Raw genomic sequence first — 17083 nt, 5'->3', positions numbered from 1 at the left:
GGAGGAGACCGACCATGCGTACCTACTTGAAAGCGGCCCTCGGCCTGTTCGTCGGAGCCGCGCTCTGTCTGGCCCCGCAGGCCGCGGCGCTGCCCGCAGCGGTGAGCCAGTCCGTCACCGCCGAAACACGACCGGTCGCGGCGGCCGACCCCGCGTACAAGATCCTTGTCTTCTCCAAGACGGCGGGCTTCCGCCACTCCTCGATCGAGAAGGGCATCGAGACGCTGCGCGGCCTGGGCACCGCGAACAACTTCACCGTGGACGCGACCGAGGACGCGGGGACCTTCACGACCGGCAATCTCGCCCAGTACAAGAGCGTCGTGTTCCTGTCGACGACGGGCGACGTGCTGAACTCCGCCCAGCAGACGGCCTTCGAGCAGTACGTCCAGGGCGGCGGCGGATACGTCGGCATCCACGCCGCCGCCGACACCGAGTACGACTGGCCGTTCTACGAGGGCCTGGCCGGTGCGCTCTTCCACTCGCATCCGGCCATCCAGTCCGCCACGGTCAAGGTGGAGGACCGGGCGCACGACGCCACCGCCCATCTGGGCAGCACCTGGCAGCGCACCGACGAGTGGTACAACTATCGCACCAACCCGCGCACCACCGCCCACGTCCTGGCCTCGCTCGACGAGTCCAGCTACTCGGGCGGGAACATGTCCGGCGACCATCCGATCGCCTGGTGCAAGGACTACCAGGGCGGCAGGGCCTTCTACACCGGCGGCGGGCACACCGACGAGTCGTACGCCGAGCCCGCCTTCCGTCGCCACCTGCTCGGCGGCATCCGCTGGGCCGCCGGGATGACCGACGCGGACTGCCGGCCGGAGACCGGCTACACATCGCTGTTCAACGGCTCGTCCACCAGCGGCTGGAAGCAGGCCGGTCCGGGGCAGTTCAGCCTCGCGGACGGCACCCTCACCTCCGTCGGCGGGATGGGGCTGTTCTGGTACAACGCCCAGGAGTTCACCGGCGACTACTCCCTCAAGCTCGACTGGAGGATGGCCGGGGACGACAACTCCGGTGTCTTCATCGGCTTCCCGGCCTCCGACGACCCGTGGACGGCGGTGAACAACGGCTACGAGATCCAGATCGACGCCACGGACGCCGCCGACCGCACGACGGGCTCCGTCTACGGCTTCAAGTCGGCGGACATCGCCGCACGGGACGCGGCGCTGAATCCGCCGGGGGAGTGGAACACCTACGAACTCCGGGTCACCGGCGAGCGGTTGGAGATCTTCCTCAACGGCCGGAAGATCAACGACTTCACCAACACCGACCCCGTACGGAGTCTGCGACAGGGGCACATCGGCATCCAGAACCACGGCGACGGCGACGACGTGTCCTTCCGCAACATCCGCGTCAAGCGCGCCGGCGGCCAGGATCCCGGCTCCCGCTCGGGTGAGGTGAAGGGTGTGAACGGCAAGTGCCTGGACATCGACAACGCCCAGACGGCCGACGGTACGAAGGTGCAGATCTGGACGTGCAACGGGTCCGGGGCGCAGAAGTGGACGGTTTCCGGTGACGGCACGTTGCGGGCACTGGGCAAGTGCCTGGACGTGTCCGAGGGAGGCAGCGCGGACGGTACGAGGATCCAGCTCTGGACGTGCAACGGTTCGGGCGCGCAGACGTGGGCGGCTCAGTCGGACGGCACGGTCCGCAACCCGCAGTCCGGCAAGTGCCTGGACGCCTCGGGCGGCACCTGGAACGACGGAACCGCGGTCCATCTGTGGACCTGCCACACCAACGCCAACCAGAAATGGACCCTGCCGTGACGAACTGACTGACTGCCACGGTGCGTTGAACCAGCGCCCTTCTTGATGACTTCGCCCCGCTCACCGGCGTGAGCGGGGCGAAGACGCGATGCCATCAGTCGCCGGGAGGTCGTACATGACCGGAGGGATCCGCACGTCGTCGGCACGTCCCAGAAGGTCTCTGGGGTGATCTTCGCGCTCAGGACCTGATCGGGTCGGACGCGCCCGCTGAGACGGTCACGGAAGGAGCTCGCGTTGTCTTCGATGGACAAGGCCATCGAGCAGATACGTGAGCTGATCCGGACCGGTGCCCTGCCTCCGGGCTCGAAGCTTCCTCTCGAGCCGGACCTGGCCGCACAGCTGGGCCTGTCCCGCAACCTCGCCCGGCTCAACGCGCACGACGCGGCCTTCCACCGCGCCGTCGTCTCGGCCACGGGCAACGAAACGTTGCTCACTCTCCTGGAGGCAGTCTCCGGCCGCACGCTGCGTGCCCGCATCTGGCGCGGTCTGGTCGACCCCCGGGCCGCAGGTCGCACCCTCGCAGAGCACGAGGCGATTTTTGACGCACTGTCCACCCATGACGCCGCCCTCAGCCAGGCCGCGGTACTGCTGCACGTGAGCAACACCGAGCGCTGGTTGAGGGCGTACCTGGGCTCAGGCGAAGCCCTGCTCTCCGGGACGACCCTGCGGAAAGGAGAGGATGGGCGCTGCCCGACCAGGCCTCTTGCGACGGCGCCGATCCCGCTGCCGTCGGTGACCTCAATCCCGTCGGCTCATCGCACGTCGACTTGCGACGGAGTGATCGAATCGATGCATCACACGGCGATGATCTGCCACTCCTGCTGGGAGGCCCGGTTGTACGTCTCCTGCTCGATGTCGGCACCGTTGGCGGTGGAGGCGCCGTGGACGTTGAGTGACAGTCCGCTGAGCCGGTTGGTGAGGTAGTAGTAGCCGTCACCCGTGGGCGTCACCGCCCAGTGCTGTTGGAAAACGCTGTCGTCCGACCAGATGCCAACCTTGCCGCCGTCTGCACGTGAGAGGCCGGCCACTTCCATGAGTTTGCCGCTGCTGACGCTCTTGATCTTGAAGTAGCCGTCACCGGTGGAGGCGAAGGTCCACTTCTGGTTGGCCTGGTTCAGCCAGGGCCACTGGAGGATGCCGGTGCCATTGGCGGTTCCGTTCCCGCGCACATCGGCTACCTGGCCGCTGTTGCGGTTGACCAGGCGATAGACGGTTGCGTTGCCCGGTAGGACACGCGACAACAGGGTTGGCTCGGCGGTTCTGCCGCCGATCCGGATGCCGCCCATGTTGACGTATCCGCCAGTGCCGGAGGTGGCCTGAATCCGCACGAATCCAACATTCCTGGCGCTCCACTCGGCCACCTTGGTGACATGGTCGCCGGTCCAGGAACCGGTGGCGACCTGGGTGAAGGTCGTGCCGTCGGCGCTCGTGGAGATGGTGTACGAAGTGATGTCTCCGTCAGTGGAGTTGCTGCGGTTCCACTGCTTGGGCAGGTACTCCAGGGTCGAGACGTTGCTCCATACTCCGCCCAGGTCGATGGTGATCGAGTGAGGCAGGGACGGGGACTGTCCCCATGTCGACCAACAGGTCTCGAAGCCTTTGTCGCTCAGCCCGTCGATCGCGTTCATCGGGCCCTCGCCGGTATGGAATCCGGTGGCGTAAGCGCTGACGGGAGTCACGGGGTGCTCAGCGCGTGCCATCTGCGTCGGCAAGGGCGCCCTGGAAGTGTCGGGGCTCCATGCTGCCCCGACCTCGGCGAGCCGCGCGACCACGTTGGTGTCCAGCTTGCCGTTGCGGTTGGGCGGGCAGTTGAGGATGAACGAGGTGTACTTCGGTTCCAGGTCGGTCAGGTGGGCCAGGATGGAGGCCTTGCTCATCAGGCCTTCCGTCGGGGTCGACGGATGCCAGAACCACCCGTTGCTGATCGTCTGCCCCTGCATGGAGGCGTAGGTGTTTCCGGTCGGCGAGGTGATGCCCAGCGGTTCCTCGAAGTAGATCGCGTCGCCGAGGAACGGTACCGACAACCCACCGTGGTCGATCATGACGATGTCCGGCTGGAGCGATTTCACGTGCTCGCGTATCCGCTGGTACGAGACGGCCTGCTGGCCCATCTGCCACGCGTAGCCATCGGTGATGAACATGTCGATGGTGCCGTAGTCGGTCAGCAGTTCGGTGATCTGGTTCAGCATGTAGGTGAGATCACCGGGCTGGATCGTCTGGTCGGCGGCGACGCCGTGCCGGGTGTCGTACGCCTGCACGCTGTAGGTGCGGTCCCAGATCGAGAAGTACAGGCCCACCTTCAGGCCCTTGGTCCGGAACGCGTCGACGTACTGGGCGACGATGTCCTGCTTGTAGGAGCTGTTGGCGACGTTGTAGTCGTTGTACGCGGTCGGCCAGAGGCAGAAGCCGTCGTGGTGCTTGGTCGTCAGCACGCCGTAGCTCATCTTCGACGCCGCGGCGGCGGCCGCCCACTGCGCACAGTCCACGGCCGTGGGGGCGAAGAGGGCGGGGTTCTGGTTCGGGGCGGCCCACTCCTCGTCGGTGAACGTGCCCATGTTGAAGTGGTTGAACATGCCGAACCGCATGTCCACCATGTCGTTCAGATTGGTCTGGGGGTCGGCGGCCACCGCCTCGGACACCAGGCCCGAGAAGGCGGGGACGACGGGCAGCGCGGTCGCGGCGGCAGCGGCGCCGGCGGCCCCGAGCAGCGTACGGCGGGACAGACTTCCTGGCGACATGCTCTCACTCCCAGTTGTGTGGCTCCAGCCGCGTAGGACTGTTCAGAAGAGGGCCGAAACCTCTCCAGCTGCGGGGAAAAGGACAGCGCATGCCCGCCAAAGTGCATGAGGACATCCTTGGTACGGAGAAAGCACACAGACGCCGCGACACTCACGCGTCTCAAGCACCAGGTGTTACGCATGAAGTTCGGGCACGTAACACCGGACTGTCAACCGTTTGGAGGGATGAAAAGCCGATCACGGAGGGAACTTTGCGCGTTATAAGGCGTATTGTGCAGTCTTTTCGAGGCCTAGACATGGCATGTTTGATCGCCTCCGTGCCCGGTCGGGCGTCAACAAGGCTCGCCATCACAACAGTTGGGGACTGAGTCTCGGATCTCCTTACGTGCGTGGGGGTGTTGGGTTCAGGCCGGCTGCGCGGCGTCCGTTCTCGCCGTCGGGAGGCCCAGAGGGGTCGATGGCCACGCGGTTGGCAGGGGCGCGCCCGGGCGGACTGGAATGCCCAACAGGGTGTCGCGGCCCGCGTGTTGGCGGACCAGTCGTGCATGAGGACGATCTGGCCGTTGCCGAGCCGTCAGGCGGCTGCACGAAGGGCATCTGTGCCGGCGCCGTTCCGGTCCTGTGAGTCAGCGCCCGCAGCGCGAAACGGTGTCACGCGACCGGGCCGGCGCTCTGCCCCTCCTCTCAGAGTCGCGCACTGTCTTACTTTACGAAACATGTGTATCGATTAAGAGGACATGTGCTCGTCTTGCGGTATCGTCAACGCTTGCATCAGCGGTCTGAGCCGACACTGTGGGCGCCACACCGCTCCCTGGTCGTGCCTTCAGCCGACCGCCCCCATACCCCCGCGTGGAGATATCCCATGCAAGAAGGCTTTCACCTGCGATCATCGCAGGAGAACCCCGTATCGAAGCATTCTTCCGGCGTACGCAGCGCTACTCGCAAGAAGTGGAGTCTGGAGAGAAAATACCTGGCCCCCAACATCGCACTCCTCGTAGTTGAGATCATTTTTGGAACGATCGGTAAACTGCCGGAGATTCGGACCTTCGGCACATCAGGTATGCCCTTGGGGATTCTCCTCTGCCTCACTCAGGTGGCACTCCTCCTGGCAACCGTGCATCGCTTCGACAGAGGAAGTAGATGCGAGGAAAAAGCGTGGTGAACAATCTGGACGTCTCGCTGGCAACGGACACTCACGAAAACTTGCCCATCATAACCGTCTTTCTATTGTTCATCGCGATCACTCTTTTCCTGTCTGTCTTTTCCGGTCTCGAATCGGACACTCCGAAAGAATTCTATGTAGGAGGCGGCAGGCATTCTCCGCTGGTGAGCGGTCTGGCGATAGCGGGCAGCTTTGTGTCGGCACCGCTGCTACTCAATAGCACCGCCACGGTGGCAACCTTCGGTTTCGACGGAATAATGGATGCCACGAACGTCCTTCTGTCCTTCGGCCTCCTGGTCGTGCTGGCGCGACCAATCCGGCTGCGCAACGCCCAGACTCTCGGAGACATATTCTCGATCCCGGGTTCGGGAACTGCGCCGCGTGTCGCCGCGGCCGTGACCACCCTGGCCATAGCCGGCCCATTTCTGGTCGTTCAGCTCATCGCCGCGGGCAGACTGACCGCAGATCTGCTCGGGTTTTCGGGTCTGGGGGTGCAGCAGGTCTGCACGGTGGTCATCGGTGGTCTGATGGTCACCTGTGTAGTGCTGAGCGGTATCAAAGGACTCACGGCGGTGCACATCCTCGCCGCCGTCGTGGTATTGGTTGCCATGGCTGTGGCTGCTCTCGCGGTTGTCGTCAAGTTCCACGGCGACTTCGGCTCCCTCCTCGCGCAAGCGGACTCCGGAAGCGCCAAGCCTGGTGGCTATCTGAGTTCCGGAACGATGAACGGAACGGGGGCAGCGGCGCGTTTCGATTGGGTCGGAGAGCGATTCATCCTCATCTTGGGGAGTGCCTGTATGCCGCATGTCCTGGTCAGGATCCATGGCGCAAAGGATCCTGCCACCGCGCGGCGCTCGGTCAAGTACGCGACATGTCTCGTTGCCCTGCTTTCCTCGGCAATCGTCATTGTCGGCATGGGTGCTTCCGCTCTGGTGGGAGCAGGAAAGATCTCGTCCGGAAGCGGAGACGGGGACGGCGCCTTGTTGCTCCTGGCGCGCAACCTGGGCAGCGGGGGAACGCTGTTCACGGCAGTCGCTTGCGCCGTTTTCCTCAGTGTGCTCGCTGTCGTCGGAGGAAGCACCGTGGCTGCGGCGGGCGCGATAGCCAAGGACATCTACCAGAACGTTAGGGATGACGACGATCAGCATTTCCGGAACGGAATGCTGGCAGCTCGGGCCAGCGCCTTCCTGTTCGGCGCTTCGGGAATTCTGATAGCTGTGCTGTGGCGTAACCACTCCACGGTATTCCTGGGCGCAGTGAGTGCCGCGATCGCCGCATCCGTCGTCGCGCCAGCTCTTCTGTACACCTTTTTCTGGAAGGGCTACAACCGCACGGGGTTGCTGTGGACACTGTACGGAGGAACAGCGCTCACGGTCGTCCTGTACTTGATGTCACCCTCATTTACCGGAATCCCTGCCGCGCTCTTCCCCGGCGTCGACTTCACGCGGTTGCATCAGATCAGCCCGGCCCTCATCTCCGTCCCCGGAACCTTCTTCCTAGGATGGGCTTCCAGCATGGCAGGACGACATCGGAACGCCAGCCGCCCTGAGACAGCGCCAATGCGGCCTGCCTCCTGAGCGACTCGTTCAACGCCGACCCGGAGGCGAAGGAGGTGGCTCTGGCCACTTCCATCGCCTCGGCCCCCGAGTTGGGCGCGACCCGGCGTCCTCAACCTCCGACGGCGGCCAGACGGTCAGAGATCCTCTGGGCCGTGGTCAGCACCTTCTGAGCCAGTTCCGCCTCTGCTTCGGGAAACACCCTGGAGGCCAGCGCCGCGACGCTCACCGCAGCGACCACTTGCTGCTCGTCGTTGCGGATCGGTGCGGCTACGCCCGTCACATCGGGATCGAGTTCGCCGCGCGTGACGGAATACCCGGCGCGACGGATGTGTGCGAGCCGGTCCATGAGAGTGTCCACGTTGGTGAGCGTGGCCGGCGTGAAACGCCGCAGTTCGGCCGCCTCCAGCAGTCGGCGCGCCTCGTCCTGCGGGATCCAAGCCAGCAGGACGAGCGCGGAGGCACCGGCGTTGAGCGGGAGGGTGCTGCCACGCTCGTAGGAGATGCGTACCGCCCGTGTGCCGGCCTCCGCGGAGTCGACGCAGACGACCAGGTCCCCGGCGCGACGTGTCAGGAGCACCGTCTCGCACACGTCCTCGGACAGTTCGGTCATCGCCGGAACAGCGATCTCGGACAGTCCGTAGCTGCGCCTTGCCAGCCGGCCGATCTCCAGGACACGCAGCCCGAGCCGGAACCCACCGCCCGGAGCTTCCTCCAGGAACCTGCTGCTCACCAGGGACTGCAGATATCGGTAGGCGGTCGAACGGGCGACCCCCAGACGCTCGGCGACCGCGCTACCGGAAATGACAAGTTGGGTGTCGTCGAACATCATCAGGATGTCCAGGGCCCGGTCGGCCGTGGAGTTGCGCTCGCGATAGCTGGGGGACGCTGATCCTGACATGGGAGACACCCTACAGCGCAGTTGCCTCCCGGCGACCGCAGGTCACAACCGGTCCTTGACGACCGTGTTGCACAGCTCGCCGACTCCCTCGATGAACGTGACCAGTTGCTGCCCGGGACGCAGGAAGACCTTGGGGTCGCGTCCTGCCCCCACTCCGCCCGGTGTGCCGGTGGCGATCAGATCACCCGGCAGGAGCGTAATGATGGTGCTGATGTAGGCGATGATCGCGGCGACGTCGAAGAGCAGGTCGGACGTATTGGACTTCTGCATGGTGTGGCCGTCGACACTGCAGCCGACAACCAATCCCGAGCCGCCAGGGGGGAGTTCGTCCGGGGTGACGAGAGACGGCCCGACCGGCGTGGTCGCCTCGAACGTCTTCCCGGAGAGGAACTCCCGGGTGCGATGCTGCCAGTCCCGTACGGTCACGTCGTTGACGACGGTGTAGCCGCCCACGTAGGCGAGCGCCTCGTCCCGGGTGACGTGCCTGGCTCGCCGTCCGATCACGACACCGAGCTCGGCCTCCCAGTCGAGGTCGTCGCTGACGGACGGCATATGGACGTCGTCGTGGGCCCCGACCAAGGACCCGTCGTACTTCGCGAAGAGCGTCGGGTGGGTCGGGGTCGGCCGTCCCATCTCCTTGATGTGTGTGGCGTAGTTCAGGCCGAGGCACACGATTTTGTTGGGGTGCGGGACGACGGGGGCGAGGGACGCCCCCTCCAGAGGCAGCCGCTCGCCGTCGGCCGCTGCGGCGCGATGCTGCCAGTCCTCCCCGCCGGCCAGCAGCACTCCGACGTCCGGGTACGGCAGGAGGACCAGTTCATCGGCCTCGTGGCGGGCGGCAGCAGTGATCAGCCCGTCGGAATCGGGGGCGGGCAGACGGACGGTGCTCAGTCTCATGACGGTTCTCCGGAAGGCGGGGTCGAAACGGCGGCCAGGGTCGGCACCTCGGCCGAAGTCGCGGGTGGGCCATTGAGGTGGGGGAGGGATCGGAGTACGAAGCGTGCTGTATGGAGGGCTGTGCGTCCGGCATCGAGGGCCACGGCCGCCGGCGCCGAAGTCCTGCGGCCGCGCTCCGGGATTCCGGAGCGCGGCCGTGGTGGGGACACCGTCACTGGACCGGCTGGTAGGCCGGGCCGCCCTCGGTGAGCAGCCGTTCGGCCTCGGCGAAGATCTCCTCCGGGGACAGGTCGAGGTTGAGTGACTTACGGAAGGGCTGGCGTACGTCCCGCTCCACCCGGAGATAGACCTCGTTGCGGTTGCCCTCGGGATCGAAGAAGTAGATCCCGATCGCGTTGCCGTGGGTGACTTCCTGCTGGACCTTGATGCCTTCGGCGCGGAACCGGTGGTGGAACTCGATGATCGTCTCCAGCGAGTCGACCCTCCACGACACCTGGTGGGTGAGCTTGGCACCGGGAGGAGCGGTGCGGCCGCGCTGGAGCACGAATTCGTGGTGCTCCTCCTCGGGGCGCGAGGAGAAGAACACGATGCCCCGCTCATCGTCCTCGTCGGTCACGGTCAACCCCATGACCCGGGTGTAGAAGTCACGCATCGTCTCCAGGTCGTCCACCCAGAAGCCGGTGTGTCCCAGGCCGGTGATAGCCATGGACCTCTCCTTTCAGAAGCATGTGATGCAAGAGACGGGTCAGTTCGCGTCGCTGTGGGCGGCCACAGCGTGATCGAGCGTGGTGTGGTCGGCCCAGTTGCCGTGGAAGCCGAAGGGCACACGGCTGGGCAGTTTCACCCGGGCCAGGGGGGTGCGTCGCAGGTCGGCGGCGTCGTGGATGAGGAGTTCACTCAGGCCGGTCGCGCGGTTCCACCACAGGGTGAGCAGGTAGCCGTCGTCCTCGGCGACGGCGTTCTCCCGGCCGACGAAGACCGGCTCGCCGGGGTTGGTGAGGTGGTCCGGTCCCTCGACGACGGTGGTCGAGTCGCGCAATGCGTCGTGCTTGGCGAGACCGTCGCTCATGGTGTCGTCGGCCAGATAGCGGGTGGTGACGAAATAGCCGTAGCGGTGACGTCGGCCGGTGAAGGCGTCATTGATCCTCGGGAACTCTCCGGCGACGCCGCCGACCAACTCCTCCGTCGCCCGCCCGGTCGCCAGGTTCACACGCCAGCGGTGGGGCACCGACGGCGGGAACCAGGAGTGGGACGTCACAGGAGTGTCGAGCCGGTCGGCCGGTGTGCCCAGACGGGTGATGCGGTGTCCGTCGATGACGACTTGGCCGTCGTCCTCGTAGGCGTTGTAGAAGTGGGTGTTGGCCCAGTGGCCGCCCACCTCGTGCCAACTGACGGCGTGCGTCCGCCGGTCCATGAGCACGATCTGCACACCGTGCGGCAGCGACGCCTCGTCCCAGACCACGCCCGGCTCGCCCCGCATGATGTGGTCGAGGCGGAACTGGGCCGGGGTGACGAAGAAGATCGCGTAGTTGTCGGTGACGGCGAAGTCGTGCATCAGCACCGGCACCTTGATGTCGAAGCTGTGGCTGTCGACGACATACCCGGTCTTCACGTCCGCCCGGTACCAGGTGATGGTCGGCCCCGTGGCGGCGAAGAAGAGCATGTCGCCGCTGTCGGGGTCGGTCTTGAAATGGGCGGTGCACAGGACGTCGATGCCGCCGTGGAAGTCGTAACTTCCGTACGTCTCCAGCGTTTCGGGGTGCATCGAGTACGGCAGTCCGCCCTCGAAATAGACCAGCAGGTGATCGTCGAAGAGGCCCACGTTGGTGTTGGCGACGTTCTTTGCCGGCGGGGCCGCCGCGGGGAGGGGAGAGGGCGTACCGCCGTTGGCGAAGCCGCTGTAGACCGCCTCGCCCTGCTCGACCTCGAACCTCATGGAGTCGGTCATCACCCAGCGGGTGCGGTAGGCGGCGCGTCCGTCGCGCAGGTAGATGCCGCAGACCATGCCGTCGCCCTCCCACCAGTGGTAGCGGTCGGGATCGCGCGGCTGGAAGCGGGGGTTGGAGGAGATACGGAACAGCGCCCCGGCGAGGTCGCCCGGGATCTGCCCGTCGACCTCCAGGTCGTACGCGCCGCTCTCCTCCGTCCAGGGAGTGAACGGGCCTTCCAGGAACTTGTTGCCGGGTGCCCAGCCGGCGGCGTCCTGAGCGAGCCGCGGGGTGGGCGGATGCGCGGTGGTACGCGGCGCGATCGTCAGGGGATCGGGCAGGGACGGGCCCTGCCGCGAAGGAAGTGTCATCTGCATGCTCCAAGTGCGGGTGAAGCGGGGGAGAGAGACCAGAGCGGCGTCAGAAGGGGTAGTCGGGGATCTCGCCGCGGACGGTGACCCACTGCTGTTCGGTGAAGGCCTCGAGGTTGGCGACGCTCCCTCCGTGACGGGAGCCGTTGCCGGACTCGCCGACGCCGCCGAACGGGACGGTCGCCTCGTCGTTCACGGTCTGGTCGTTGATGTGCACCAGCCCGGTGGGGATACGGTCGGCCAGCGCCAGGCCCTTGGCCACATCCCGGGTCAGGATGCCCAGCGACAGTCCGTACTCGGTGTCGGTGGCCAGCCGGACGGCCTCGTCGAGGTCCTGGAAGGGCACGACCGGGGCGACCGGACCGAAGATCTCCTCCGCGTAGGCACGGGCGTCGAGCGGCACGTCGGCCAGCACCGTCGGCCGGTAGAACAGGCCCTCGTAGGTTCCGCCGGCCGCCAGACGCGCCCCGGTCGCCACGCTGTCGGTGACGATGGAGTGGGCCGCCTGCAGCTGCCGTTCGTCGATCATCGGGCCCAGAGCGACCTTCCCGCCGGCCGGGTCCCCGACCGGGGCGGCGTTCGCGTGCTGGGCCAGCAGCTCGGCGTACGCATCGGCGACCGAGGCGTGCACCAGGTGGCGGCTGGAGGCCATGCACACCTGTCCGGCATGGTGGAACGAGCCGAACGCTCCGGCGGAGACGGCCTTCTCCAGGTCCGCGTCGTCGAGGACGATCAGCGCCGAGTTGCCGCCGAGTTCCAGGTGGACGCGCTTCAACCGCTGCGCCGCGGCGGTGGCGATCGCCTTTCCGGCCCGGGTCGAGCCGGTGAACGCGATGACGGGCACGCGCGGGTCGTCCACCAGCGCGGCGCCGACGTCGGCGCTGCCGGGCAGCATGTGCAGCACGCCCGCGGGCAGGCCCGCCTCCTCGAAGACGCGGGCGATGGTGACGCCGCCGCAGACGGCGGTGCGCGGGTCGGGCTTGAGCACGACAGCGTTGCCCAGCGCCAGCGCGGGGGCGACGGCGCGCATGGCCAGCACCATCGGCGCGTTGAACGGGGAGATCACCCCGACAACGCCGACCGGGCGCCGCCGCGCGAACGACAGCCGGTCCTCGACGGACCTCAGCACTTCTCCGTACGGAGCCGCCGCCAGCGCCGCGGCCTCGTAGCACTCCTCGGCCGCCCCGTTCGAGGTCTGGAAGTCCGCGAACGGCCGCAGCGTACCGGCCTCTCGCACGATCCATTCCGCGATCTCGGACTGGTGCTCCTCGAACAGGCGCGCCGCCCGCCGCAGCACCTGGGCCCGCTCGACGTAGGGCCGCGCCGCCCAGTCGCGCTGAGCCCGCGCCGCATGCTCCACGGCCCGCTCCAGGTCGGCGGGGGTGGCGGAGCCGACTCGGCCCAACGTCTTGCCGGTGGCCGGCTCGACGGAGTCGTAGGACTCACCGGCCGCCTTGATCCATTCTCCCGAGAAGATGCGCTCCTGCCAGTCGCTGGCATCCAGAAGAGTCATGACGTCTCCTTCTCTGCAGGACAAGCCGTCGCTGTCCTGTGCTTCGCAATTAGTGATCCAGCATTCAGGACGCCATCTGGGACACTCCCTTTTGGTTGGGGGGAGGTGCCGAGGGTCCGGTTGACTTGAACTGTACGGTACAGTTTAGTTAGTCGCATGGCTACATCACTCGAGCAACAGCCACGTATCAACAAACTTCTGGTCGACCGGTTCCTCGCCGATGTCTTCGGCGCGAGAAACGCCGACGCGGTCGCCGACTACGTCGCCCCGGACCTGGTCCAGCACGGTGCCGACGTCCCGGACGGCGCGCAGGCGTTCGCCGATCTCCTGCGCCGCGAGTTCGACCGTGGACCGGCAGCGGACCAGGGCACGGCCGATGTCTCCGGGCCGCGGGACCCGGTGTTTGTCATAGCGGAGAACGACCTGGTCTGTGCCTGCCACTACATGCCGCAACCCGACCCGGACTCCCCAGGCTCCACTTTCGACTACTACGCGTTCACCACCTACCGGATCCGCGACGGACGGATCGCCGAACGGTGGCCGTCCATCAACAAGATCGCCCCACCGCGGCTCCCCGCACCGGACACGCCGACGCGAGCTACCACCGTGTCGTCATCCCCTTCGATCGACATCGAGGCGAACAAGCGCCTGGTGGTGGACTTCTACCGCTGCGTCTTCGACGCGCAGAACCCGGACGCGGTCATGGACTTCGTCACCGAGGACTACCTCCAGCACGTCTCCCACTACCCGCCCGGCAGGGAGGGGCTGGAGGAGTTCGTGCGCAGCCGATTCCCGGACGGTCCTGTTCCGCCGCCCGCCGAGCCCCTCATCCCGCCGGCGCTGATCGTCGCCGAGGGCGACATCGTCGTTGTCGCCGCACTGCTTCCCCAGGCCGAACCCGACGAAAGCGGCGCGCTCTACCCGTACTACATGTACGACGCCTACCGCCTACGTGGGCAACGGCTCGCGGAGCACCTGAGCGGCATCACCAAGTCCGCCCCGCCCAAGCCCCCCGGCCCTCCGCCCGCCGCCCAGACCTGATCGGCGGTCGGCTTCCTCGGTCTGCTCGTACTCGAACACACGCATACTCAGAAAGGCGCACCCATGCCGAAACTGCACGTTGTCATCGGAAGCACCCGTCCCGGCCGGCTGGGACTACCCATCGGCCAGTGGGCGGCCCAGGCCGCGAAGCAGCACGGCGGCTTCGACGTCGAACTGGTCGACCTCGCTGAGCTCGGCCTCCCGCTCCTCGACGAACCCGGTCATCCGCGTGCGGGCCAGTACACCCACGAACACACACTCAGGTGGAGCGCCACGGTGGACAAGGCCGACGCCTTCGTCTTCGTCACGCCCGAATACAACTCCGGTCCTCCTGCGGCGCTGCTCAACGCCCTTTCCTTCCTGTACCGGGAGTGGCTCTACAAGCCTGTCGGATTCGTCAGCTACGGCGGCGTAGCGGCCGGCATGCGCTCCGTGCAGGTGCTCAAGCAGGTGGCGACGACTCTCAAGATGATGCCGATTCCCGAGGCTGTGGCCATACCGTTCGTCTTCAAACTCATGGGGGAGAGTGGTTTCCAGGCCGACGGACCGCTGGAGGCCGGAGCCACGATGATGCTCGACGAACTGCTGCGCTGGACCGAGGCTCTGCAGCCCCTGCGCCTGAACCCGCTGCCGCCGGCTCCCGCCGCGCCGCCGGTGCCGGGAGCCCCCGTGTCGCGGGTCTAGTACCGGCCGAGCCCCGACAACGCCCGGGAGGGTACGCGCAGCGCGTACCCTCCCGGGATCTTTGTGCAGCCGGCTGTTACACGTTGCCTATGCGCTCATCGGCGCGGCTGGCTTCCGGCTCGTCGGTGTCCGGGCTCTCGTCGGGGTTCGGATAGCGCGGCAGGAGGAGCGACAGGGCAAGGACGATCAGACTTCCGGCGGTGAGCACGATGAGCGTCGCGGTGTATCCACCGGTGCTCTCCGCGGCTCCCTGTGCCAGCACCGGAAAGACTCCGATGCCGACAAGGCTGACGACGCCCAGTGTGATGCCCTGGATCTGGGCGAAGGCCCGCATACCGAAGTAGCACCCCACCAGGTACGGTCCGGTGGTTGACTCCGCGCCCGTCACGACACCGAGCAGGGCCATGGTGAGGAACAGGGCCCACATGTCTCCTGTGGCGGCGAAGACCATGACCATGCCGAGCACCAGGCACACCATGAACGGCACAAAGGCACGAGGAGTGCGCGACCGGTCGAGGACCACGCCCGCGAGGATCTGCCCGCCGATGGATGCCACCAGCATCACCGACACCGACAGGGACACTTCGGTGGCCGAATAGCCCTGTTCGCCGAAGAGTGACACGGCGTTCAGACGCACACTCATCGCCACACCCGCCGCCACGGTCAGCACCAGCACCATGTACCACCAGGCCCGGGTCCTGAGTGCCCGGCCCAGCGGGAGGCCGGGCAGCTCCTTGTGCGCCGGGCGGATCTTTCCCTTCGACGGAACGGCAGTTGCACCGGTGAGTGGTGCCGACACGGGCTCGTACATCAGGAAGTACTGGGCGGGAAAGACGATCAGCAGGATGCACACGCCTATCAGCAGGTAGGTCGCCCTCCAGCCGAAATGGTCGATGGACAACTGGCTCAGGGGAGAGAGGGCGGCACCGGCAAGGCTGGAGGTCGCGCCGATGAGCAGGGAGTATCCCAGTCCGCGGTGCCGGGGGAACCACTCCGAGACGACCTTGTAGACCACGCCGAGAATCGAGGTGTATCCCAGAGCCGTGCTGACCAGCAGGACCATCATCAGTACGACGCCGTTCGCACCCACGAGCGACACCGAGGCCGTCGAGAGCGCGTAGAGGGCGGTGCCCGGTACGGCTACCGCCCGGGCGCCCCAGCGGTCGACCAGACGGCCGGCCAGGGGCAGCACGAAGGGGGCCGCCACGGTGGGAATGTTGAAGATGCTCAGCGTTTCCGAGTGGGACCAGCCGAAGTCCTTGGCGACCGGGTCGATGAGGAACGTGACGGCGGTGACGAGAGCCGGGGGACTGAGGACCATCGCGAGCACACAGGCGATCGCGGCTTTCCAGGCCGGTGTGGGATAGCCGCGCAATGCGGACAAGGACTCCCGCAGGGAGGCGGGGGCAGGGGCACCCGGCTGACCGGGCGGAGTGAATTCCGGGTGGGACTGGGGCGTGGACATCGTCGTCCTTCCTCGCACAAGGAGGTGGCGGCCGCCGACTGAGCGGGCGGGGCGGCCTCGTGCTGCCGGTGGCTCGCCGAGGGTGCCAAGCGCCGAGCGGCACTCCGATGATGCACTGTACGGTCCAGTGCAGTGCACAGGTCAAGAGGTCCGGCGCGAGACGAGTGCCATGGCGGCCCACCAGGGAGAGGGTGCGGAGGGTGCCGTGAACGGTGTCCGAGCGTCCCGGAGGAGTCCTCAGGGGCGCCGTGGCGCGGAAGGCCTTGCCATCCGCGCCCCGGCGCCTGTCAGGAGTTCGCCCGCGAGAGCCGGGGGAAGACCTGACTCATCGCCGAGGCGGGGGCAGCCGGCAGGTCGCCGGCGCGCAGGCCCCGCAGAAAGATGGCGGTCGTCCACTGGGCGTAGGCCTCGAAATGGGCCAGGTCGCGGTCGGACTCCGGATCCAGCAGCGCATCCATCTGCGGCCCGGCGGCCGTCATGCGCACGAACAGTCCCGCGTACGCCTCCGGGTCGGGAAGGGTGTAGCCGCGCTGCCGTGCGTCCTCGCGCAGGGCCACGGCCACCAGGTCGACGACATGGGGTACGCCGAGGGAGCGAATCGCCTCGGTCAGCTCGGGGCGGCGGCCCGCCTCGACGGTCAGGACGCGAATGAAGGCCAGGTAGGCCGGGGCTGTCGTGGCCTGGAGGAGCTTCAGGACGATGCGCGCCAGCCTCTCCTGGGGGTCGTCGACGGAGGCCAGCATCGTCTGGTCCAGATCGAAGTCGAGCGAGGCTCCTCCGCGGGCGATCACCGCACGGAACAGCTCCAGCTTGTCGCCGAAGTGGGCGTAGACGGTCGTCTTCGATACGCCGGCCTGCGCTGCCACGACATCCATCGAGGTCTGATCGAAACCGAGTTCGAGGAACAGTTCGATGGCCGCGTCGAGAATGGATTCCCGCTTGCTCCGCCCGCCCGCCCGCCGGGGGCGCCCCTGTTCAGCCATCTCACTCCTTGTCGAATCCCGGCCCTGGTGGGAGCCGGTACGCATCTCATCGCTTGACCTTTCGCTGAACCC

The 17083-nt window shown here is 66.8% G+C and carries 12 protein-coding genes and 1 pseudogene; 5 read left to right on the top strand and 8 right to left on the bottom strand.

From position 1 onward, the window contains the following. Nucleotides 1-14: 14 nt before the first annotated feature. Together JEQ17_RS02280 and JEQ17_RS02275 are read left to right on the top strand one after the other, a co-directional pair. Entirely contained in the window at nucleotides 15-1772 is a 1758-nt protein-coding gene (locus JEQ17_RS02280) for a ThuA domain-containing protein (protein WP_200393585.1), read from the top strand. 234 nt (nucleotides 1773-2006) lie between these two features. Beyond that, a pseudogene (locus JEQ17_RS02275) lies at nucleotides 2007-2435 on the top strand (FadR/GntR family transcriptional regulator); the annotation flags it as partial. 131 nt (nucleotides 2436-2566) lie between these two features. Here JEQ17_RS02275 and JEQ17_RS02270 read toward each other — a convergent pair. Next, nucleotides 2567-4510, bottom strand: a complete 1944-nt coding sequence (locus tag JEQ17_RS02270) for an alpha-L-fucosidase (RefSeq protein ID WP_200393584.1) — start codon at nucleotides 4508-4510, stop codon at nucleotides 2567-2569. 1155 nt (nucleotides 4511-5665) lie between these two features. Between JEQ17_RS02270 and JEQ17_RS02265 the strand changes: the two genes are divergently transcribed. Then, complete coding sequence (locus tag JEQ17_RS02265; RefSeq protein ID WP_200393583.1) at nucleotides 5666-7249, top strand: sodium:solute symporter family transporter; 1584 nt, start codon at nucleotides 5666-5668, stop codon at nucleotides 7247-7249. A 91-nt stretch (nucleotides 7250-7340) separates the two neighbouring features. Here the strand turns inward: JEQ17_RS02265 and JEQ17_RS02260 are convergent, their stop codons facing one another. The 5 genes from JEQ17_RS02260 to JEQ17_RS02240 form a co-directional block, all read right to left on the bottom strand. Next, nucleotides 7341-8129 carry an IclR family transcriptional regulator gene (locus JEQ17_RS02260; protein ID WP_200393582.1) on the bottom strand — a complete coding sequence of 263 codons (789 nt, stop codon included), beginning with the start codon at nucleotides 8127-8129 and terminating at the stop codon, nucleotides 7341-7343. A 42-nt stretch (nucleotides 8130-8171) separates the two neighbouring features. Next, the gene (locus JEQ17_RS02255) at nucleotides 8172-9026 is read right to left on the bottom strand and encodes a fumarylacetoacetate hydrolase family protein (RefSeq protein WP_200393581.1); all 855 of its coding nucleotides are present in this window, start codon (nucleotides 9024-9026) and stop codon (nucleotides 8172-8174) included. 211 nt (nucleotides 9027-9237) lie between these two features. Then, nucleotides 9238-9732, bottom strand: a complete 495-nt coding sequence (locus tag JEQ17_RS02250) for a VOC family protein (RefSeq protein WP_200393580.1) — start codon at nucleotides 9730-9732, stop codon at nucleotides 9238-9240. A gap of 39 nt (nucleotides 9733-9771) precedes the next feature. After that, the gene (locus JEQ17_RS02245) at nucleotides 9772-11325 is read right to left on the bottom strand and encodes a carotenoid oxygenase family protein (RefSeq protein WP_234048011.1); all 1554 of its coding nucleotides are present in this window, start codon (nucleotides 11323-11325) and stop codon (nucleotides 9772-9774) included. Between the two features lie 49 nt (nucleotides 11326-11374). Further along, nucleotides 11375-12838: a benzaldehyde dehydrogenase gene (locus JEQ17_RS02240; RefSeq protein ID WP_200393579.1), complete on the bottom strand. Its 1464-nt coding sequence runs from the start codon at nucleotides 12836-12838 to the stop codon at nucleotides 11375-11377. A gap of 156 nt (nucleotides 12839-12994) precedes the next feature. Between JEQ17_RS02240 and JEQ17_RS02235 the strand changes: the two genes are divergently transcribed. Beyond that, nucleotides 12995-13879, top strand: coding sequence for a nuclear transport factor 2 family protein (locus JEQ17_RS02235; protein ID WP_200393578.1), 885 nt, complete (start codon nucleotides 12995-12997; stop codon nucleotides 13877-13879). A 63-nt stretch (nucleotides 13880-13942) separates the two neighbouring features. Continuing rightward, nucleotides 13943-14563 carry an NADPH-dependent FMN reductase gene (locus JEQ17_RS02230; RefSeq protein ID WP_200393577.1) on the top strand — a complete coding sequence of 207 codons (621 nt, stop codon included), beginning with the start codon at nucleotides 13943-13945 and terminating at the stop codon, nucleotides 14561-14563. 76 nt (nucleotides 14564-14639) lie between these two features. Here the strand turns inward: JEQ17_RS02230 and JEQ17_RS02225 are convergent, their stop codons facing one another. Both JEQ17_RS02225 and JEQ17_RS02220 read right to left on the bottom strand, forming a co-directional pair. Then, nucleotides 14640-16028 (bottom strand): MFS transporter, encoded by a 1389-nt coding sequence (locus JEQ17_RS02225; protein ID WP_200393576.1) that lies wholly within the window; start codon nucleotides 16026-16028, stop codon nucleotides 14640-14642. 287 nt (nucleotides 16029-16315) lie between these two features. After that, entirely contained in the window at nucleotides 16316-17011 is a 696-nt protein-coding gene (locus JEQ17_RS02220) for a TetR/AcrR family transcriptional regulator (protein WP_200393575.1), read from the bottom strand. Between the last annotated feature and the right edge of the window lie 72 nt (nucleotides 17012-17083).

Origin of the sequence: Streptomyces liliifuscus (assembly GCF_016598615.1) — a bacterium.
Lineage (GTDB): Bacteria > Actinomycetota > Actinomycetes > Streptomycetales > Streptomycetaceae > Streptomyces > Streptomyces liliifuscus.
Note: the sequence above shows the minus strand (reverse complement) of the source record. Positions and strands in the feature narration are given on the sequence as shown.